14 protein-coding genes are annotated in these 21,125 nt (G+C 62.7%); 3 read left to right on the top strand and 11 right to left on the bottom strand.

Annotated features, from left to right (window positions below; translation table 11 throughout):
- Window positions 1-3 precede the first annotated feature (3 nt).
- Both AMK58_RS29040 and AMK58_RS29035 read right to left on the bottom strand, forming a co-directional pair.
- Window positions 4-2,847 carry a glycosyltransferase family 4 protein gene (locus AMK58_RS29040; protein WP_059399836.1) on the bottom strand — a complete coding sequence of 948 codons (2,844 nt, stop codon included), beginning with the start codon at window positions 2,845-2,847 and terminating at the stop codon, window positions 4-6.
- A 34-nt stretch (window positions 2,848-2,881) separates the two neighbouring features.
- Window positions 2,882-3,907, bottom strand: a complete 1,026-nt coding sequence (locus tag AMK58_RS29035) for a glycosyltransferase family 2 protein (RefSeq protein WP_051141012.1) — start codon at window positions 3,905-3,907, stop codon at window positions 2,882-2,884.
- Between the two features lie 171 nt (window positions 3,908-4,078).
- Here AMK58_RS29035 and AMK58_RS29030 point away from each other — a divergent pair, with 171 nt between their 5' ends.
- From AMK58_RS29030 to AMK58_RS29020, 3 genes are all read left to right on the top strand, one after another.
- Window positions 4,079-5,521 carry a mannose-1-phosphate guanylyltransferase/mannose-6-phosphate isomerase gene (locus AMK58_RS29030; RefSeq protein WP_035683278.1) on the top strand — a complete coding sequence of 481 codons (1,443 nt, stop codon included), beginning with the start codon at window positions 4,079-4,081 and terminating at the stop codon, window positions 5,519-5,521.
- An 83-nt stretch (window positions 5,522-5,604) separates the two neighbouring features.
- Window positions 5,605-6,687, top strand: a complete 1,083-nt coding sequence (locus AMK58_RS29025; protein ID WP_035683280.1) for a glycosyltransferase family 61 protein — start codon at window positions 5,605-5,607, stop codon at window positions 6,685-6,687.
- Window positions 6,688-6,754: 67 nt separating this feature from the next.
- Window positions 6,755-9,241, top strand: coding sequence for a glycosyltransferase family 2 protein (locus tag AMK58_RS29020; protein ID WP_035683283.1), 2,487 nt, complete (start codon window positions 6,755-6,757; stop codon window positions 9,239-9,241).
- A 32-nt stretch (window positions 9,242-9,273) separates the two neighbouring features.
- On the opposite strand, the gene AMK58_RS29015 is transcribed toward AMK58_RS29020, so the two are convergent.
- The 9 genes from AMK58_RS29015 to AMK58_RS28995 form a co-directional block, all read right to left on the bottom strand.
- Complete coding sequence (locus tag AMK58_RS29015) at window positions 9,274-11,349, bottom strand: hypothetical protein (RefSeq protein WP_079285536.1); 2,076 nt, start codon at window positions 11,347-11,349, stop codon at window positions 9,274-9,276.
- A 152-nt stretch (window positions 11,350-11,501) separates the two neighbouring features.
- Window positions 11,502-11,801, bottom strand: coding sequence for a hypothetical protein (locus AMK58_RS29010; RefSeq protein ID WP_035683289.1), 300 nt, complete (start codon window positions 11,799-11,801; stop codon window positions 11,502-11,504).
- Between the two features lie 15 nt (window positions 11,802-11,816).
- The gene (locus AMK58_RS29005) at window positions 11,817-12,776 is read right to left on the bottom strand and encodes a hypothetical protein (RefSeq protein ID WP_059399834.1); all 960 of its coding nucleotides are present in this window, start codon (window positions 12,774-12,776) and stop codon (window positions 11,817-11,819) included.
- 5 nt (window positions 12,777-12,781) lie between these two features.
- A complete protein-coding gene (locus tag AMK58_RS29000; RefSeq protein WP_035683293.1) occupies window positions 12,782-13,030 on the bottom strand; it encodes a hypothetical protein in 249 nt (82 codons plus the stop codon).
- A 251-nt stretch (window positions 13,031-13,281) separates the two neighbouring features.
- Window positions 13,282-14,301 carry an STELLO glycosyltransferase family protein gene (locus AMK58_RS30180; RefSeq protein WP_079285534.1) on the bottom strand — a complete coding sequence of 340 codons (1,020 nt, stop codon included), beginning with the start codon at window positions 14,299-14,301 and terminating at the stop codon, window positions 13,282-13,284.
- Between the two features lie 55 nt (window positions 14,302-14,356).
- The gene (locus tag AMK58_RS30795) at window positions 14,357-15,331 is read right to left on the bottom strand and encodes a hypothetical protein (RefSeq protein WP_137165320.1); all 975 of its coding nucleotides are present in this window, start codon (window positions 15,329-15,331) and stop codon (window positions 14,357-14,359) included.
- Between the two features lie 101 nt (window positions 15,332-15,432).
- On the bottom strand, window positions 15,433-16,308 hold the full coding sequence (locus tag AMK58_RS30175; protein ID WP_079285533.1) for a class I SAM-dependent methyltransferase: 876 nt from the start codon (window positions 16,306-16,308) through the stop codon (window positions 15,433-15,435).
- A gap of 49 nt (window positions 16,309-16,357) precedes the next feature.
- A complete protein-coding gene (locus tag AMK58_RS30170) occupies window positions 16,358-17,191 on the bottom strand; it encodes a glycosyltransferase (RefSeq protein WP_079285532.1) in 834 nt (277 codons plus the stop codon).
- A gap of 173 nt (window positions 17,192-17,364) precedes the next feature.
- Window positions 17,365-21,117, bottom strand: coding sequence for a glycoside hydrolase family 99-like domain-containing protein (locus AMK58_RS28995; protein WP_051141017.1), 3,753 nt, complete (start codon window positions 21,115-21,117; stop codon window positions 17,365-17,367).
- Between the last annotated feature and the right edge of the window lie 8 nt (window positions 21,118-21,125).

The following is a 21,125-nucleotide window of genomic DNA, read 5'->3' as shown; positions in this document are numbered from 1 at the left end:
GGCTCAGCGCCGCCAGTTCACGCCGAGCCTCACCAGGATGCCCAGCGTGACCGTGCGCAGGCGCCAGAAGGGGCTGTTCTGCATGCTGGTCAGCTCGTTCTGGACCGTGCGCAGATGCTGCTCGCTGCGTTGCAGGCGGCGCCGCAGGACCCAGGGCGACTCATCATCTTCGTCGCCGGTGCCGGCGGCCATGCCCGCCGCCTGCGTGGTCCGCAACTCCTGCCATACCGGCGGCGGCGGGGCGAGGCGCCCGTCCTTCAGTTTCGCCGCGCTGTCCAGCAGATGAGCGGCCATGGCCTCGGCCATGGCGCCGAAGGTGAAGCGGGTGGCCTGCGCCAGACCGCGGCGGACCAGTTCGGCGCGGCGCTCTGGGTCGCGGGCGGCGGCGAGGGCCGAAACCATGCCCGCGGCATCGTCCTCGCCCACGAACAGTGCAGCGTCGCCGGCCACCTCGATCAGCGAGGAATTGGCGCAGGTCACGACCGGACAGCCGCAGGCCATCGCTTCCACCACCGGCATGCCGAAGCCCTCGTAGCGCGACGGGTAGGCGAGGGCTTCCGCTCCGGCGTAGGCCAGCCGCAGCTCCTCGTCGGTCAGCGACAGGCGCAGCGTCCGGGTGTCGGGGGCCAGGGTGCGGAACATCGGCTCCACCTCCTTGCCGCCGCCCACGCACACGACCGTCAGGTCGTGGGTTGCCGGATCGCCCAGCCCGAGCGCGCGGAACAGCAGAAGGCCGTTCTTGTAACCCTGATAGCCGGACCGTTCGCCCACCATCAGCACATACGGGCCGGTCAGCCCGTGCGCCTTGCGGAAGCCGTCCACCTCCGCCGCGTCCGCCGGGCGGAAGGCGTCCCCGGCGCCGCAGTAGGCCACCGAAGTGCTGCCCGGCGGGACCGAGGGGAACAGCCGCTCCAGGTCGCGGGCGGAATTCCGCGAGATCATGATGTGGGACGAGGCGTGCAGGATCGCCCGGTGCTTCTCCCGCCAGGTCTCGTCGGCGAGCGGAAAGCCCAGCGCCTCCGGGATCATGTCGTAGCCCATGAAGACCGAGGGCGTGGCGGTCGGCGCCGTGTAGTAGGTGGAGACGAAGAGATCCGCCCCCTCCTCCCGGCAGATCCGCTCCAGATACAGGCTGTCGGCGCCGGGGGACGCCTTGTCATGGCGGCGGATGGTGCGGGTGTGCACGCCGGGAATGCGCGGGGCGGTGCCGGCGCGGTCGAGCAGGACGACATGCTCCGCGAAGCCGGTGGCGGCCCAGGCCTGGAGCACCGCCGTCCAGACCCGTGCGATGCCGGAGCCGAGATGCTGGTAGAAGACCCCGTCCACCAGGATCTTCGGACGCACCGGCGCCAGGGCCTTGCGGCGTTCGGCGACCTCCGCGGGATCGGGGAAGCGCCAAGCCCCGTTGCCCGCCGCCTCATCCGGCACGGCGACGGGCACCACGCCACGGGCGGCGGCGGTGTCGGCCAGGGTCTCGTCGCTCACCCAGGGCAGGTAGTCGCGCAGCAGCGCCGATCCCGTCACCTCCTCCTGAAGGCGGCGCCAGTGGGCGCGGGCGTCCTTGTAGCCGTAATAGCTTTCCTTGAAGGCGGCCTGCGCCTCGGTCGCGTAGGCGAAATGCTGGAAGACGACGCCGGCCTCCTCCATCTCGTCCTGGGTGAAGGGGTCGATCTGGGCGCCGTCCTTGCCGTCGGCGCCGACGAGGGTCGGCGGCTCGTGCGCCGCCCAGGTCATGCCGGGCTCGAAGCGCCAGGTGCGCAGCCATTCCTGCTGCGGGTTCTGGGCGTAGTTGTGGCGCGTGCTGATGATCCGCTCCGGCCCGACGAAATAGTCGCACCAGTAGAAGGCGGCGGTGCGCTTCGGGTTCGCCTGGAACATGGCGTGGACGGTGCGGATCTGCTCCGCCGTCCACAGCTCGTCGGCGTCCACCTGCCAGAGCAGGCCGGCCTCGCGGATGTGGGGCAGGGGGGCGTTGACCATCTCGCGCTTGCCGTCCCAGAAGGAGTCCAGCGGCTTGCGGTGGATGGTGATGCGGTCCGGATGGCGGGCCGCCAGCTCGTCCAGATAGGCGGAGGTGCCGTCGTTGCTGCGGCCCCGGTCGTGCACGCTGTCCAGCACCCGTCCGCCGGACGCCAGGCTCCAGCCGGTGTCGTGGGACAGCGAGGCCACGCCCTCCACGATGTGCCAGTGCCACCGCAGGGGCAGCGAGGCGAAGACCGCTTCGTGGTAACGGATGAAGGGCTCGCCGTTCAGAACGATGGTGAAGAAGTGGATCGGCAGGTCGGTCCCGGACTCCACGGGACGCCGCCGGAAGGCCGCCCAGTCCCCGCCCTCGGCGATCGTCTCCCAGTCGGGCTCGTCGCGCAGGCGGCGGCGCATCAGCCAGCCGCTGCCGCTCGCGGATGAGGTTCGGATCACGACGGTGGCGGTGTCGTCGGCCCGGTCCAGCGCGCGCAGCCCGGTGAATCCGGCATCCTCGATCAGCACCATTCCGAAACCGCCGCGCGTCCGCCGCGCGCCGGCCTCGGGAGGTGGGGCGGGATGGCGCTTCAGATCCTCTTCGAGTTCGGCGAGCAGCCCGGCGAGCGGCGGCAGATCGGCGTCGTTGCGGAGGCGCAGCCACGTTTCGCCGATCTCATGGGCGTTGGGAGGCGTGATGACGATGCCATTCCCGCTTCCGGTCTCCGTCAGGGACGGGCGCAGCGGGTTGCGTTCCAGCCCGCGTCGCAGGGCGTCCCGCCCCGGTCCCGAACCGACCGCCAGAATCCGGGCGACCGGCTCGGTGCTTGCAAGCCGTTCGACGAAATCGGCGAAGCCGGGTGCGGACGGAGACTGGGATGAGGGCATGGACAAGGAACTCGGCTGGAAAGACTTAAGGGTGTCAGAGTGTATCGGGGCGTTCCTTTGCCCGTTCGCGACGGCGAAGGCAATAGTGGCGAAGGCAATAGCCGCTCGCCTGCCGCGCGAATCGGGCCGGCCAGATGGGGTCGGTGGCGATGCCGGCAAAGGCCAGTCGTGCCGCCTGCCCGGCACTGCCCGTGGTCAGGGCGCGGGCGGCGGCCCGGCCCAGTTCGAAGGCGTGCCAGTCCCGGGCTTCGCGGCGCAGGGCCGGCGAACTGGCCGGATCGTCCATCACCCGGCGGGCGAGCCGCAGGTGTTCGTCGAGCCATGGGACCATGTGCCGCATGCCGCCGACGATGGTCATCGAGCCGTCATGCTGGCGGTAGAGATAGACCCGCTCCGCCACAGGAACGGTTTTCATGCCGGCGGTCCAGGCGCGGATCAGGAACTCGCGGTCGCCGGCGTAGCGATAGGACGGGTCGTAGCCGCCGACCCGCTCGTACAGGCTGCGTCGGAAGAAACGGGCGTTGATCATCGGCACGCCGCGGCACAGGTCGAAGGGGCGCAGCCTTTTCATCGCCGGATCGTCGTAGCCGCAGGCTTCCCGTGGCCGTTCGGTTCCGTCGAGCCCGGAACCGGTTTCGACCACCGTGGCGCCACCGCAGGCCGCGTCGGCCTCCGGCGCCGTGGCCAGGGCGCGGGCCACGGCGGTCAGTGCCCCCGGAAGCAGGAGGTCGTCGCTGTTCAGATGGCCGACGACCGAGCCGCGCGCAATCCCCAGCCCACGGTTGATGGCGTCGTAGACGCCCCGGTCCGGTCCGGTGAGCACGCGCAGATGCGGGTAGCGCGCCAGGACCTCCAGCGTGCCGTCGGTGGAGCCGCCGTCCACCACGATGTGCTCAACCGTTACCCCGTCCTGGGCCAGCACGCTTTCCACCGCCTCCGCCACCAGGGCGGCGCGGTTCAGGCAGGGGGTGATGATGGTGAAGGCGGGAGCGGCGTCCTGCTCTGGCACGACCGGTGCGGAGCCCTCGACGCCGGTCGCCGGAAACCGTCCTTTAAGCATGCCCGTGATCGTCGCTTCCCCCTGGATTCAGGCTCCGGAACGCCGGCCCGATGACGCGGCGGCCTTATGACCCGCAAGGCCGCAAGGTGCCGGATTTCGCTGTAGCATGCCTGCGGCAAAACCTCTACACAGGGAGTCGAATTCTTAACCAAAGGTGCAGTTTCGCCAGCCATGACGAACGCCTCACAGAACAGCCGGATACACCCCGTGATCTTGTCCGGCGGTGCAGGAGTCCGGCTCTGGCCTATGTCGCGGGAGCAATATCCCAAGCAGTTCCTGCCGCTCTGCTCGGAACGTTCGATGTTGCAGGACACCGCGGGGCGGGTTTCCGATGCTGCGCGCTTCGCCGATCCGCTGATCGTCTGCAACCAGGAGCATCGCTTCGTCATCGCCGAACAGATGCGCCAAACCGGGCGCGGCACGGCGCGCATCGTTCTTGAACCGGTCGGGCGCAACACCGCTCCCGCCGCCGCGGTCGCCGCCCTGATCGTGGCGGAGCAGGACCCCGACGGGCAGATCCTGCTGCTGCCGGCCGACCACGCGATCCAGGATCAGGACGCCTTCCTTCAGGCGGTCGCCACGGCGGCGGCGGCGGCGGCATCCGGCCATCTGGCCACTTTCGGCATCGTCCCGACCGCGCCGGAGACCGGCTATGGCTACATCCGCCGGGGTGGCGCGGTGGAGGGGCACGGGGGTGCTTTCCGGGTCGCCGCCTTCGTGGAGAAGCCTCCGCGTGAGCAGGCTGAGCGCTATCTGGCGGAAAAGGATTTCTTCTGGAACAGCGGCATGTTCCTGCTGCCGGTCCGCCAGTATCTCGCTGAGCTGGAGCGCTGGGCGCCGGCGGTCCTGGAGGCCTGCCGGACGGCGCTTGCCCGCGGCCGCTCCGACCTCGACTTCTTCCGCCTGGACGAGGAGGCTTTCGCCGCCTCCCCCAACATCTCCATCGACTACGCGGTGATGGAGCGCACCGAGGCTGCCGCCGTGGTGCCCTGCAGCATCGGCTGGACCGATGTCGGCGCTTGGTCGGCGCTGTGGGAGATTGGCGTCAAGGACCAGGGCGGCAATGTCTGCCACGGTGACGCCGTCGCCTGGGACAGCCGCGGCTGCTACGTCCGCAGCGAGGACGGCGCGCTTGTCGCCTTGCTCGGCATGGAGGACACGGTGGTGGTCGCCACCGAGGACGCCATCCTGGTCGCCGCCAAGGACCGGGCACAGGACATCAAGCCGCTGGTCGAGCACCTGAAGACGCAGGGTCGCAGCGAGCCGCTGCTGCATCGCCGGGTGCACCGCCCCTGGGGCTTCTACCAGTCCCTGCACGCCGGCGACCGCTTCCAGGTGAAGCGGCTGACGGTGTCTCCGGGCGCCCGCCTGTCGCTGCAGAAGCATTATCACCGCGCGGAGCACTGGGTGGTGGTGAACGGCACCGCGCTGGTCACCCGCGGCGACGAGCAGATCCTGCTGCGCGAGAACGAGTCCGTCTATATCCCGTTGGGCACCCCGCATCGGCTGGAGAACCCCGGGAAGGTCCCGCTGAACCTGATCGAGGTGCAGTCCGGCTCCTATCTGGGAGAAGACGACATCGTCCGTTTCGACGACCATTACGGCCGCTCGTAGCCGGCCGGTCCGGATGGCCCCGGCGCCACGGCGTGGGCCATCCGGACGGTGCGGCATGGGGCTTGCGATGGAATTCCGCCCGGATGCGTCCGACACAAATCGCCCTGCCGGATGACTCGGTCATCCTCACCCTGACCTCGCCGGGGTTCGACGCCGCTTATCCCCGTCTCGTCAACGGGGACCTAATCCCGGACTCTGTCCGGCAGGTGATGGAATGGGCGTGGAGCACCCTGCGCTTTCCAGAGCGTCCGGTGCGGGTGGCGCGCCTCGCCGACGTGTGGGTGGCCAAGGAGGGGTTGGTCTTCGACCGCGGCGGCAATCTCTATCGCGAAACCATCACCCAGCATTCCGAAACGGAGATCGATCAGGCCCATGACGCCGTCCTGGCCTCCATGCGGCACTGGGAGGAGATGGGGTGGGCTGCCGACCGCGAGGGGCCGGTCCTCCTGTGCAAGAAGCGTGGCGTCGGCAACTATGGGCACTGGATGATGGAGATGCTGCCCAAGGCTCATCTCGTCCATGACCGTCTTTCGGATCTCGGCTCGCGGTTTCTCGTCGCGCAGGCGCCGGAGCATCTGAACAACTCGATGGCCTTCTCCCTGTCCATGCTGGGGATCGATCTGGCGCGGACCATCGTCGCCGACGACACGCCACGGCGCTTTGCCGACCTTCTGCTGGTGGATGGCCTGACGGAGCATGGCGGCTACATGTCACCGCTCGTCCTGGACACGGTGGATGCCATGGCGCGGGACGTGGCTTCCGCCGGCGTGGAGCAGCTGTTCGTCACCCGCCGATCCACGGGAATCCGCCGCATCGTGGACGAGGATGCCCTCGCCGCCCAGGCCGAGGCCCGGGGTTACCGGGTGGTCGAGCCGGGGCTTCTCGACCTGCCGCAGCAGATCGCGCTGTTCAAGGGCGCCTCGCGGATCATCGGCGTCATGGGAGCGGCCATGACCAACATTGCCTTCGCCCCGCCCGGTGCGCGCGTCATCAACTTGACGCCAGCCGGCATGCCCGACACGTTCTTCTGGTTCATCGCAACTCTGCGTGGTCTTGATTATACGGAAATCCGCTGCGCGCAGAGCGGCCCGGTTCGAGGCATCATGCCATGGGACACCGATCTGATCCTTTCCCCGGACAACCGGGACAGCATCTTCGCCGATTGACGGCCCGAACACGGGGGGCCCGATTACAGATGAATGGATCCCAACGCGGCAATCGGGACGTAAGGCGATGAGCACAGACGGGGCGTTCGGGTACTTCATCGAGCGGGTGGAGGTCGGCACCGAACTGCGGATCGAAGGCTGGGCTTTCCACAACCGGCACGGTCTTTGCGGTTTCGAGGTGGTGATCGACGGGGGGCAGCGTCCGCCCGCCATCCATGTCCAAAGGGGAATCGACCGGCACGACGTCGGGCTTGCCATCGGAAACCCTCTGGCCGACCGTTCGGGGTTCGCGGTGGTCGCGGCCCTGCCGCTCAGCACGTCGGCCGTCGTCCTGCGGCTGACCGCCGGAGGCGAGGAATTCCTCGTGCCGTTGATGCTGCGTGAAGGCTTGTCGTTGCGCAGTTGGCAACTCGCCTGCGAGCGTGGTCCGGGGGCGGTGGAATACAGCTTCCTGACCGAGCGTGGTTTGCGCTACGCCGCGGCCTTGCCATCGTCCCTGGCGCGGGCGCGGGAGGCGCTCGATCGGTTCGAAGCGGCCTCGCCGGAGCGGGAGACGCCGTGCATCGCTCCCGTGACCATCATTGTGCCGGTCTACGGCGGCAAGCCGTTTCTGATCCCATTGGTGCACGCGCTGATCGAGACGGTCGAATCCCGGCACCACATCGTCTTCATCGACGACGGCAATCCCGATCGCAGCATAACCGCCTTCCTGATCGCGCTCGCCACGTCGCTGGACCATGTGACGCTTGTGGCCAAACCAGCGAACGAAGGCTATCTGAAGGCTGTCGTCAGCGGGCTGGAGGTCGCAACCCGGCTGAACCCCGACGGTCACGTCGTTCTCCTGAACACCGACGTCGAGGTACCGCCCGGCTGGTTGGAGCGGCTGGTCGGTCCGATCGAGCGGACGCCCCGCATCGCCAGCACCACTCCGTTCACCAACGCCGGCACCATCTGCGGATTTCCGGCCATGCCGGAGGACAACGCGCCCTTTCTCGGTGCGGCGGTCCAGGACATCGACGGGGTTTTCGCGACCTTGAAGGACGTCGCGCCGGTGGAGGTGCCGACCGGTGTCGGATTCTGCATGGCCTTGAACCGCAAGGCATTGCGCGACATCGGCGGTTTCGACCTGGCCGCATTCGGGCGTGGCTATGGCGAGGAAGTGGACTGGTGCCGCCGCGCCATGCGCCACGGCTACGTCAACGTGGCGGTCCCCAACCTCTACGTCCATCACAAGCACGGCGGCAGCTTCACCAGTCAGGAGAAGCAAAGCCAGATCGCCGCGTCCGGGGAGATCATCCGGCAGCGTTATCCCGAGTTTGATGCGGAAGTGCAGGACTTCATCCGCGCCGACCCATTGCGCCCTCTTCGGGCCGCCGCGGTCGTGCGCATTCTGGGGCGTTCCGACCGGTTGCGGACGGTGCTGCTGTTCGACCATTCGGGCAAGGGCGGTGCTGCGCTGTTCCGCACCAAGGAAGTGGCGCGCTTGCAGGCGGCTGGCCGGACGGTCCTGCTGGTGCGGCCGGCGGTGCAGCCGGTCCTTGGCATGCCGGACGGCGCGCTTGATGTCGAGCTTCTGCATCGTGAGGCCACAGTCCGGTTTCCGGCGAACGACCTGACCGACGTCGCGGCCTTGGCCAAGGCGCTGCCTCTGGCGGAGGTGGTGGTCAATTCACTGGTCGGCTATCGGAACCCCGAAGCGGTGATGGCGTTCGCCCGGTCGCTTCGCCTGGAGTGGGGAGTCCCGCTGCGCCTCCTGCATCACGACTACTTTCCGATCTGCCCGTCGCTGAACCTGATCGATTCCGAAGATCGCTTCTGCGGCGTGCCGGATCCCGAACGCTGCCGATCCTGCATTCCCATCAACGCTCACGTCCATTGGCCGGGCACCGATGCCGGCTGGAGCGGCGCCTTCGGAATGGAGCTGGACGGAACCTTCGACATGGCGGCCTACCGCCGGGCCTGGCAGGACTTCTTTGATCTCGCCGACCGGCACGTCGTCTTTTCAAGGAGCGCGCTTGGCACGTTGCGGCGGGCCTTCGTATTGCCGGACGAGCGGGTGCGTATCATGCCGCATCTGGTCGATCATCTGATGGTCACGCCATTGCCGCCGCCACCATCCGGCCCGGTCGCCAGCATCGCGGTCGTTGGGGGCATCAACGTGGCCAAGGGCTCGCGGATGCTGGAGGGGGTGGTGCGGCTGGCGGAGGCGCAGGCGCTGCCCTTGCTGTTCGAACTGTTCGGCAACATCGACCGTCCGATTCAATCGCCCCATTTCCGGGACAACGGCTCCTACACGCCGGAGGAACTGCGCAGCCGTCTTGCGCAACATGGTTGCCGTGCCATCTTCCTGCCGTCGATCTGGCCGGAAACCTATTGCTACATTCTGGACGAGGTGGTCGGCCTCGGCCTGCCAGTCGTGGTTTTCGACATGGGGGCGCCTGCCGAGCGGCTGCGGCACTGCGCGAACGGCTTCGTCGTTCCAGCGGTCACGCCCGAAGCCGCCCTGTCCGCATTGTGGCGGGCGGTGGGGCAGTCCACCACGGTCTGCCCGTAACCGCCTACCGCTGCTTTGGGAGGGGGAACTCTTCAGACAGTGGTGTTCGTCGGCAAGCTTCGATGGGCGGCGGATGCAGAGGCGGCGAGAAGTCTTTCCAACTCCTGGTTCCGCGTCTGGGTGCGGTGGAGATCCTCGAGAATGGTCTGGAGCGAGTTTTCCAGCTCTCGGGCTCTGACCTCCGCGCTTTTCTGGAACTCGCCTGCCAAGGCGGCCTGCGCTTCGCTGGCCGCCCCTCTTGCCTCGGCCTGACGCAGCCCTTCCTCCAGGCCGTCGATCTGGCTCTGGAGATTGTCCACCTGCTTTTTGAGAGAAGCCGTTGCCTTGCTCTGGGCGTCGGCCTGGGCGCGGGCCTCGTCGCGTTCGCCTTGCCGGGCGGCGAGGGCGCCTTCCAACTCAGCGATCCGTTCCCGCGCGGCGGCGGCGTCCTTGCCCTGGGCATCGGCCTGGGCACGGGTTTCGCTCAGCGCGGCGGTGAGATGCGCAATCTGTTCCCGCTGGGCGTCACGTTCGGCGCGGGCCTCGTCGCGTTCGCCTTGCCGGGCGGCGAGGGCGCTTTCCAACTCGGCGATCCGCGCGCGGGCGGCGGCGGCGTCCTTGCCCTGGTCGTCGGCCTGGGTGCGGGCTTCGCTCAGTGCGGCGGTGAGACGGGCAACCTCTTCCCGCTGGGCATCGGCCTGGGCGCGGGCCTCGTCGCGTTCGCCCTGCCGGGCGGCGAGGGCGCCTTCCAACTCGGCGATCCGTTCCCGCGCGGTGGCGGCGTCCTTGCCCTGGGCGTCGGCCTGGGCGCGGGCTTCGCTCAGCGTGGCGGTGAGATGCGCGACCTGCTCCCGCTGGGCATCGCGTTCGGCGCGGGCCTCGTCGCGTTCACCTTGCCGGGCGGCAAGGGCGCCATCCAGTTCGGCGATCCGCGCGCGGGCGGCGGCGGCGTCCTTGCCTTGGGCGTCGGCCTGGGCGCGGGCTTCGCTCAGCGCGGCGTCCTTGCCGTCCAGCGCCGATTGGAGGTCGGTCAGCTTGTTTTGAAGTTTGATGATTTCCTGCCAGGCTCCGTCCCGCTGGGCCACGGTTTCCGACAGGCTGGTCTTTTCCTTGGCAAGCTGTGTGTGCAGCTCGGTGATGGTCGCGCTGTGGGCCGAAAGCTTGCTCTCGGCGTTGCGGGCTGCGGCTTCGGACGACGGCAGGCGCTCCGCCCTGTGGAAGACCGGTCGGAATACCCGCGAGAAGACGTGGAAATCCTGGGCGCTGCGGCGCAATTCGGCGGACATCTCGACGCCGGTGTCGCCATCGATCCCTGGCAGGGTCGCAAAGCGGTCGTAGAGCCAATGGGCGAAGGAGCGTGAGCGGCGTCCGGGGCGGGAGTTGGTCATCCACTCCGGTTCGACCCACTCGTCAAGCGCCAGCATCGCGTTGTCGCGGGCGGTCGTCGGAACGCCCAGGAAGCGGAGCAGGCGCAGGGCATGGGCGTGATGATCGTCCAGCCAGTGATCGCCGTCGATGCGAATCCACGGCGTGTCGCCCACATGCTGGAGGAATTCCATGTGATACACGGCCCAGAGGACCAGAGCGTCGTCACGGGACATGTTGTCGCGCCGGGCCAGGGAAGCGGCGACTTCTTCGGGGGTGCGGGTGACCAGGATGATGCGCGGCTCCAGGTCGAGATCCACGCAGACATCGAGCCACAGCGGCAGAAGCCGCATCAGCCGCGGGTCCTTCAGGCCCCAGAGGCGCTGCGGGCTGTGCGGCAACTCGGCCCTGAGCCGATCGACGATCTTGTTCCGCAGGGCCAGGGCCGGCGGATCGCGCCACCAGCCCGGCGCCAGGGGCGACAGCGAATCCCAGCGGCTGCCCAGGCTTTCCAGGAACCGGTCGTGCAATTCCACCAGATGGAAGCGCTCGTAGTAGCCGCCCTTGTTGAACTCGTCGGCGGCAAGATCACCGTCGGTCATGTCGATGCCGAGACGGTGCAGCGCGCCAGCCGTCAACGATGTGCTGCTGCGGTGCATTCCCAGCACGATGGGCAGCACCCGGCGTGGTGCGGGAGACAGGGACGAGCCGGGCACGCGAGTCACCCACGGAACCACACCACGTTCGCTGAGAACCTCGTTCATGCTCGCGCCTGATTCTTCCTGATGCAACTTGGAACAAGACCTCCGGGCCAATCCAGCCTTAGGCGAAAAGTCAAGGAGGCGCCCGTTCGGCGTAGGATCATCGCCGAATGGGCGCTCGAATTCCAGTCAAGAAGCTGAAGTTCCGGTTGTGCTCAAGCGTCGCGGGCACCGGTAAGAGGAGGGGCGCTGCCGTCCTCCTGCGGCGTGTCTTTCAGCGCCGCGTAGAGAGCGCCGTATTGCAGGCCGTCGGCATCGCCGGGGTAGGAATCGCCGGCCAGGGTCAGCGTCATCACCGCAATGGGCCGGCATCCTCCGCGCCGCGCCGGTTCGTCGATGTAGCCCGCCAGCGTGACGGCGGCGGAGCGGTCGCCGCGATTCACCTGGAGGGCCAGAATGTGCCAATAGCTGGCGTCCACGCCAAAGTCGGTCGGCAACGCTTTGTTCAGGGCCATGGGAATGAGTCCTTCTCAGTTCACGACGGCGAGCCGGCGGGGCTGACCGGTGGCGTCCTTGATCTCGATGTAGCCGGCGACGGCTGCGCCCGCGGCGGCGGTGAAGGCGCCGAAGCTGACGGTGCCGCTGCCTTTCGGCCGCAGGTTCAGATCGATGTTGGTGTCGGGGCCGGTCATGCGCAGCACCGGGCCGGAGCCGGTCTCCCGCGCTTCGAGGACCAGATGGTTGACGGCGGCGGCGCTGTAGCTGGTGGCGATGAAGACCGGCGTCGTTCCCTGGGCCAGAGTGACCGAGCCCAGCCCCTGGGCGGAGAGCCGCACCGGCACGTTGGCGTCGCTTCCCTGAGCCGACAGGGACGGTGTCCCGCCCGGCGCGGCGCCGGTGGCGTTCAGCCGGTTGACGGCGCCGGCGGTGGGGGAGATGCGGAATTGTTCGGTGCCCGCGCCGACGAAGCGGTGCGTTCCGGCGTTCTTGGCGGAATAGACGATGTTGAGGTCGGTGTCGGCACCGGACGCGCCGATGCCGACCTCTCCGCCCGTCGCCGCCCCCTTGAAGGTCAGTCCGTTGATTTGGTTCGCTGCCCGCTGGAAGGTGGCTGTGGCGCCGCTCCCGATGCCGCCCAAAGCCACCGCATCGTCGGTTCCGACGGCGAAGGGAGCCCGGCTGGTGGCGCGGTTCCACAGGAAGAAATCCGTGTTTCCGTTCGCTCCCGAGTCCTGTCCGATGATCCAGCCCGGATCGATCTGGATGGTGCAGCGCCGGGAACCCGGATGGCTGGTGGGCAAAAGGACGAGCGCGTTGTCGTACTGGCCCGTCGATCCGTGTCCGACGCTGGCGGAGGCCGCCTGCACCGGTCCGTCGAAGCGGGCGGTTCCGGAGAAGGTGGGAGCTTGGCGGGGCGCATAGGGAGACAGGTCGACCGGCGTCGCGGTCTGCACCAGCCCGACCGGCAGATGATAAGGGGATTGGGGCATGGGGATCACCCGTAGAAGCCGATGGAGACGGTGCAGTCGGCCGGAGCAATCAGGCCCAGACTGCCGATGCCCTGCACGTTGCGGGCGGCGGGAGCCAGCTCCGGCGCGGCTCCGGTCAGCACATCCGCGTTCGGCAGCGCGGCGTTGGCCCCGTATTGCACCCAGAATGGCCCCGTGCCGTTGAACAGGGCGATCCGGGCACTTGTGGGGACCGTCAGGCTTTTCGGCACACCAGCGGCAAGCCGCAGAGCCATGCGGGATGTGGGAGGAGCGCAGACGGAAGTTGGTCGTCCCATAGCATCGGATTCGGTGATGAATGCTTTCATCGGAGAATTCCTTGGTTGGGCAAAAAAAACGCCCGGCATAGCCGGGCGGGCACATTTCTGTCCTTTGCATCTGCTTTATACATCTGCTCAGAACTGAGTCAAGGATTTTTTTCCTATAAAGTTAAGAGCATGCGGCGAACAGGGTGTTCCATGGCGCCATAGCTGGGTCCCTGTAATAGTCAAGAACAATATGTATAGCCTTCCACTTCCTCAATCCAAGCATCAAGCAGTGGGAGTTCTTCCGGCCCAATAACCCCAATTTTTACCAATGATGAATAGCATTTCCTAAGGTTATCTCCATGGTTTTGTATTCCTGGATGGATATCAAGTACAGAAAGCGTTTCAGCAATCCTGTTATTGTTAATGTAACCAGAAACCTCCTGCTCGAAATCGCGCATCAGATTGTGTTCGTTTCTGTCCTGATAAACAGTTGAAGAATGGAAAGATACGCTCCAATTGTTTGCCCATAGAATTCTCTGGGCGACAAACGATCTCCAAATATCCGTCATCCGGAAGGAGCAGTACGATGGCAAGTACATTAGAGGAAAGGCTTCAGGCCACCAATGCGTATTTTGGCTATTAAACGGACACCAAGATCCTGGGGAGAGGATAATATCCTTCTCATTCCGAAATTTAATCGGAAGTGGAAGTATTAAGCGGTAAACAGCATCAACATCAGGATTGTCATCAGCCAGACCTTGTTGTACTGGGCAAACATGCTCTACAGTGCGGCCTGCTGGTGGGGCAGCATCCGGTGAACGAATTTGGTCCAGAGGCAACCCTCGCGGCCAGATCAAGGCATCAGAAAAATATGCATAGGCATTGACCCAACCATCCCGCTCTACAAGCCGACCGCTAACGATCTTTGATCGAGGAACCCAAAAGTTTGAATATGGAGCGTTATCATCATCAGTATCGATGATATGGTTTATTCCAGATTTGAGCGCCACCAAATAGCCTATGTTTTTGCGGGCGTATGAGTTAACCGGAAGGATATTGGAGAATTGAGGAAATTGTTGCTCTTGCTCAGAGAGCGATAGGAAATTGCAATTTTCGAGATAGAAATCTTCTGGAGATCTGCGGTCTCCAATGACGATAACGTCAGTATGATGGCTTTCGGCGCCTGATGAAAATTCCTTCAGGCAAAAAGTGGGATGATTGATTGACGTTACCACGATCGCAGATTTATTTTCTTTCATACCGATTCTCCTTCTTAACAGACTTCTTCAGAAGGTATTCTTCTGATTGTTTACATTATTTGGGCGATTGGTGAAAAGCTGAAGCCATTTCAATTATTTTATCTATAGAATCTCCCATCTTCGAGAGTTTTACAGGGTGAATAAGTAAGAAGTTTTCATTGAGCTTTTCTTTTAGATAGGAAATGTCAAGGTTTTCTCTGCTGTTTCCCCAAACCCAATCAACCTCTAGACCGAGATCTTTGCACTGGACAACCTGTTCAGCGCATACCATGAGTCCGCTCGGAATTGCGACCTCTGCAAACAGATCCATTCCCGCACAAACGCCCTGGAAGTGAACAAATTCGTCAAAGACATCTTTGTGTAGAACAAAAAAGTCTGATATTCCAAATACAAATGGGTAAGGAAGGATGATTGATCTTTTCTCATGAGCAGAAAAGAAAAGCCCATCCATAAGAGATTTGTTTAGTGATCGAGTATGCTCTGATGAGGAGAAATGAGGAACTTTACAGTTCTCAATATTGTCATAAGTGATGGGAGCACAGCTTATCCCGTACCTCTTTGCCTTTTCTTCAGCAAACTCTTTTGGAGGAAGATACTTCAGGGCCATTTCGGCACCGCTTCCACCAAGAGAATTATGAGAATAAAACAAACGCCATACAACCCTTGTGGTCCAGAACCAACGATGAATTGGACCGGATAGGGAGTAAAATTGAGGGAAAAAGGCCATTTTAGGCCCTATTCCCAAAAATTTTTCTATATTCCCTTCATTCAAGGCAGGGTTTAGAAGGACATCATCTTGGACAAACACATAGTAATCAGATTTATATTCACTAAGGCGAGGAGCTGCATCCGCAATCATCCCTTGAAAGCTAAAAGACCCTCTGTATGACGTAATGACATCATCACCGACATTTCGGGCAAAGGGCATAATAAAAATAATATTCTTAAATCGTCCTTCATAAATCTTCCTAATTATTGGAATGTTATTTGGATACGCATGATTAAACAAAACGCATAGTGTCGCCGACATTTTCCCTCTCCGACCGAATGATTTACTACAGAAAAATAGCGGCTTCTTTGCTCTGCGCATCGAGAGCCGCTATTTTCTAGAGAGAATGTACTATTTCCCTTCTAAAGAGCCCTTAGAACAATCAGGCTCTGAGGAAGCTTAGTACCGCTCTCCATGAATTCAACAAGCTCCATTTTCATTTCTTGAGCAATCCTCTGGGCAAACCCAAGTGGGATGAATGCTTCTCCATAATGGTTTCCAGAGCCATGGCTTTGTACGTGAATAAAGTTCCCGTCATCATACTGTTTTTTCATTGACGGAAGGTCGACAAAATGCCGGACAAGCGTCTCATGCCATGCGTGTCCTAGAGGCTCTCCGCGCTCTTTGATTTCTTTCAATTGAGCAACATAGTCGAAAAAACTACGGCCTTGGCTTGTGATCGCAACAAGCCCTCCTGGTTTCAAGACTCTTCTAAATTCTTCAAGCCACTTTCTTAGAAGATACTCATCAAGGTGAGAGAATACAGACCATGCAACTACATAATCAAAAATGCCATTGCCAAACACGAGAGGGGGCTCATACTCAGATTGAATTATGTTAGTATAATAATTATTTTTTCTTGCCTCAATGGTATTGGCAGATTCTGGTTCCACAGCGTAAATCCGCGATGGCTGGATATCCTTCATGAACATCCGCCCAATTCGTCCCCATCCACAACCAAAATCAAGGAGGTAGCGAGACGGAGAGAAAGGAGATCCTACACGATTAGCAACATTTTTCACTTCAAGAAAAAAGTTAAACGCCTCGTTAATTGAAGTTACACCAGAGTGCCCATGGATTGATGATTGGAAGCTTTCGGGCGGGAACGTAGGCATGACTACGTCTTCAACTACATGCTCAGAAACGCTTCTGGTCAGGAAGAGCTTCCACTGATCGTCAGTAAGCTGGTTGACTTTTTGGTGGAAAAGTTCAACGGAAACTTTTGTGTTGCTGTCCATATTCCCTGACACTCCACGTTCCAAGTCTAAGTAGCCTGCGGTAGAATCTTTATGTGATCTTGGGTTCTGATCTTTTTAGATAATCGGAGAAGCATGAAACATAGTATCTATAACTTTCTTCAAAGTTCAAAACCATGTCCTCCATAAGAGGGCGCTCAAAATCATATGCCTTTCCGTCTACAATATCCTTAAATCTTTGAGGTTTAGGACCATGAAAATGGACAATTCTGGCGTCGCAATTAACTCCATCAACGGGACGCCAATTTAGTTCTCGTGGCATTGTCTCCCAAGCGTTTTTGAAGAACTCATTCAAGAAAGTCTGATCATAAGAATAGGTCTTTCTATGATAAAAATTGTGCTCCCTACAATATTCAATAAGTTCATTGTAGCTCCTTGCAAAATTTTTACGATTTATCAACATTACTCCAGAATTGAAGTGACTGCTGCGAGAAATAAGCTTTGATTTCACATTACTGAGATCAAGTTCTTGGCATGCGCCAAGTGTTTTTTCTTGACTCAACGTAAACTCGATGTCCTTGAGAAACATAACGTCACAATCCACCTGGAGATAAAAATCATCGTTGGTGAAATTGTGGGATATGAATTTTAGGAACGAGCCTGATGCGTGCTCCGGGTTGTAAGGAGTTCCGGTATTGGCTGACATGGTTTTTTCAGAGAAAAGCTCTCCATGAAATGGAACTCTAGTGTTAATGACCTCAACATTACGGTTCTTTACCCAATGGACCAGCGGGTGGTCCGGATTTCCATCAAAAAGCATGACAGGTTCAAGGTTGGTCGTCTCAAGTATTGACTGTGTCAACACTTTGATCATATCATTGAACCAACCCAACGCGCCATTGTTGACACAGAAAAAAGCCTTCATTTTCTTCTCCAAGAAAAACTTTGATGTCTTAGAAGATTTCTATAAAGCTCAAGGCGATTCCTTATCTCTTTGTTTCATATCGCATTCCCAAGAAACTAGGCTTTTTGCTTTCTAGTTTGCGACCTTTGTGAGGCACTCCTGTATTTACAAGAGCGCCTCGTGGCCTGAGCTGATTATTGCTCAATGGATTCAAGTCCAAACTGCACACTAAGCTCTTTCCGATAAGCCGCAGCCTTCTTACGCATGCCCTGATCCACCTTCAGTCGGTCAGCCACAAAATCCTGCATGCGGGCAACCTCGTCAAGGTGCTTGCGCTTGTTCAGGTCGTGGGTGACGCTGCTGGGGTGGCGCCGATGCCGGTTGAGAGGCTTGGCGATGTAGGACACCCTGCGGCCGAGCGCCGCAGCCTCCGCGTACAAACGCCAGTCGCCGGCAACCTTGTAGGTTGTCAGATCCGGCCCCACGATGGCGAGCGCGGACCGGAAGGCCGTGGCGGACCAGACGACTCCGCTGACGTTCAGCACCGTGTTCTTCACCGCCAGGCACTGCCGGGCGAAGCTCCAGCCGTCCAGCGTGAAGTCCGCGCTGAAGCGGCCCGGAACCTCGGCCTCGCAGTAGGGGATGTAGCTCGGCATCGTCTCGTTGCCCTCGGGATCGATAGCGCGGGAGTCGCTGAAGGCGAAGGCGCTCCGCTCCGGATCGAGCTTGGCGCACAGGGCGGCCAGGAAGCCGGGGTCGGCGTCGTCGTCGGCTTCGGCGATCCACAGCAGTTCGCCGGACGCCATTTCCGCACCCTTGCGCCACTGGGCGAAGACGTTGCCGCTGTTCCGCTCGTTCACCTCGACCGTGATGTCCCGGTGATTGGCCGCCGCCACGTTCCTGGCCACCGCGACGCTGTCGTCGGGCGAGGCGTCGTCGAGCACCAGCACCTCATAGACCGGGTAGGTCTGGGACAGGATGCTCTCCAGCCGCTCCCCCATGTAGCGGGCGTAGTTGTAGCTCGGCACGACGACGCTGACCTTCTTCAGCGACGGCTGTCCCATGCGCAGAAGCTCGAAGGCGTAGTCGCGGTGGCTGAAGTGCGCTCCGCAATAGGCCGCGTTGGCGTCGGCCCGCTCCTGGCGCCCGTCGGTCGGCACGGCCGCCAGAGCGTCGAGTGCCGCCGCCGTGTCGCCCGGCGGAACGAGCGTGCCGAAGCGGCCGTCCTCCAGCAACTCGGCATAGCCGCCGCCGCCCGCGAAGGCCACCACCGGCAGGCCGGTGTTCGCCGCTTCCATCACCACGGTCGGGAAGGGGTCCTCGCGCGAGGACAGGTAGAAGGCGTCGGCCGCCGAATAGTAGGATGCCACCTCGTCCGTGAAGCCGACCAGGGTCAGGTTCGGCGCGCAGTTCTCGCCGTTGGCCCCGACCATCCAGATCTTGGTCTGCGGGTCGATGTTGCCGATCCAGGCGAAATGCATGTCCAGCCCGGCGCGCGCCGCGTTGCGCACGGTTTCCAGGAACAGGTCGAAGCCCTTGCGCAGGTCGGCGTAGCCGATGTTGACGACCAGGCGCGTCTCGTCGCGAAGACCGAGCTGCCGGCGCGTCCTGACCCGGGCCTCCGCGTCGTAGAAGGCCGCGCTGTACAGCCCCTGCGGATGGATGACGACCTTTCCCGACGGCGCGCCGGTCAGGTCCAGGAAGCGGTCGCGCACATAGGCGCAGGCGAAGACCAGGGCGTCAGCCATCCGGGCAAGGTTCGAGGCGCTGCCCTGAAGGTGCCGCTCCTGGATGATCCGCGGCAACTCGTGAACGAGCCCGGTCACATGGTAGCCGATCTCCTTCAGCATGGGCACGGTGACCCCCGTGACCACGGTGTTCACGACCGCCGCCGTGTGGCCCTCCGCCGAAAGCTTCTCGAAGGTCTGCCGCATGTCCTCCAGCGTCGTGCAGACATGCGTTTCGGCAAGCGCGCGGTACTGGTCCACGAGCGCACCGCCGCCCAGCAGCACGATGGCGACCTGGACGCCGAATTCCCGCACGAGGATGCGCGCGATGCCCAGCAGGTTGAGCTGCGCGCCGTTCGCGTGGGCGTCGTGCCCGACCAGAACCAGCTTCGTCCGGCCCTCCACCTGGCGCCGCCCGTAGATCGCGCGCGCCGTGGCGTTGAGGTAGGCGGCGCCGAAATGCAGGTCCGGCTCAAGGTAGGCGCCCTCGGCCCACTCGTTCCAGGCGTTGATGAACATCATCCGTTCGTTGTGGAACGGGTTGGCCTTGGCGTAGGCGATCACGCCTTCCATCCACCGCCGGTAGTTCTCCGGCGTCGAGCCGTGGTACACGGCGCCGCGGCCCTGCCGGCGCGCATCGTTGTCCCAGGACGGGAACACGGTCTTGATGAGCGGGAAGGACGGCGCCGGCTCGTTCAGGCTGGCGTCGACCATGGCGTTGTAGTCGCGGATTTCACCGGAGAAGAGCGGGTCGTAGATCCGGAAGGCCGAGACGGAGTTCGCAACCTTCGCCGCCACCTTGTGCGGCGGGAACTCGATTGCGCCGTCGAACCCGTAGACGCGCGGGTCATGGTCGTTGAAGGTCTGCGCCATCAGGATCAGGGGCATCTCGCCGCGCTCGCGGAACATGGTCCGCCACCGCGCCAGACGTTCCTTCATGTTCGGGATGATCTGCGCCCGGTAGATGATGAGCACGGGCCGCCCGTCCACCCGGATGTAGCGGGAATCCTGGAAGTGCCGCAGGAAGGTGTCCACCAGCGCGGGGTCGTCCTCCTCCGCGTAGTCCTGGCGGATCAGCACCTCCTGCTCCTGGCCGTCCCACCGGCGGGTCCAGTTCTCGTTGGCCCACAGCAGGCAGAAGGGCATGTCGATCTGCGGATTGGCCAGCAGCCGCTCAAGCGGGCGCTCCAGCAGTCTCTCGCCGTTGAACCAATAGAAATAGAAGCAGAAGCCGTGGAGGCCGGCCTGGCGGGCCATCTCGACCTGCCGCTCCAGAACGCCGTCGTTGTTCAGGTCGTAGAAGCCCAGGTCGCGCGGGATGCGCGGCTGGTAATGCCCGGAGAAGCGGGGCATCGCCTTGGCGATGTTGGTCCACTCGGTGAAGCCGGTGCCCCACCACTCGTCGTTCTCGGGAAAGGCGTGGAACTGCGGCAGGTAGAAGGCGATCGCCTTTACGCGTTCCCGTCCGGCAAGTTCGGCGTGGCTTTCGAACTCCTCGAACGCGTCGCCGGGCGCGACGAAACGGCGCTTGTCCACAGCCGGGTCGAGGATGTCGCCGCCCGGCGTGGTGCGGAGCCCCGCGGCCTTGCCCGTTTCCAGGAAATGGAGCAGCGGGTTGCTTTCCGGAGACGCCGACAGATAGAGGACCCGGTAGAAGGTGGTCTGGAAGTCCGCGGACGGGTTGCGGCCTTCCCGGTGCCCCCAGTTCATGTAATGCTCGAACGGGTGGGCGTCGGACTGCGCCACGTCCGGGTAGGAGTCCAGGTAGAAGTCGGGATCGAAATACGGTGTCGGGGAGACGCGCCGATCCTGCTTGTGCGCCCGGTAATGCGCCAGACACGTCTGCGCGTCGGCATCGATGCCGTGCACCTTTCGATACCAGGCGACGTCCAGCAGCGGCGAAGGCTGGCGGCCTTCGCGGTCCCCGGCGGCAACGTAGTGGACGAGCGGGTTGAGATCGGCGGCGCCGACATCGCGGTTCTGTTCGAGATAATAGCGGGTGCTGAAATCCGCGTTGGGATTGCGCATGGCTCGCCAGCCGCGGGAGGCGAAGTCCAGCAGCGCGTCCTCCTCGGACGTCAGGCCAAGTTCATGGTAAGTGGAAAGGTACCAGGAGGCGTCGAACAGGCCGGAATTTCGAATGATGGAGGCTTCCGACAAAAGGGCGCTGTCGACGCTGTTTTCGACCTCCTGCGGTGCGGCATCGGTGGAAACCTCCATGAGCCGGG

The organism is Azospirillum brasilense (genome assembly GCF_001315015.1).
Lineage (GTDB): Bacteria > Pseudomonadota > Alphaproteobacteria > Azospirillales > Azospirillaceae > Azospirillum > Azospirillum brasilense.
Note: the sequence above shows the minus strand (reverse complement) of the source record. Positions and strands in the feature narration are given on the sequence as shown.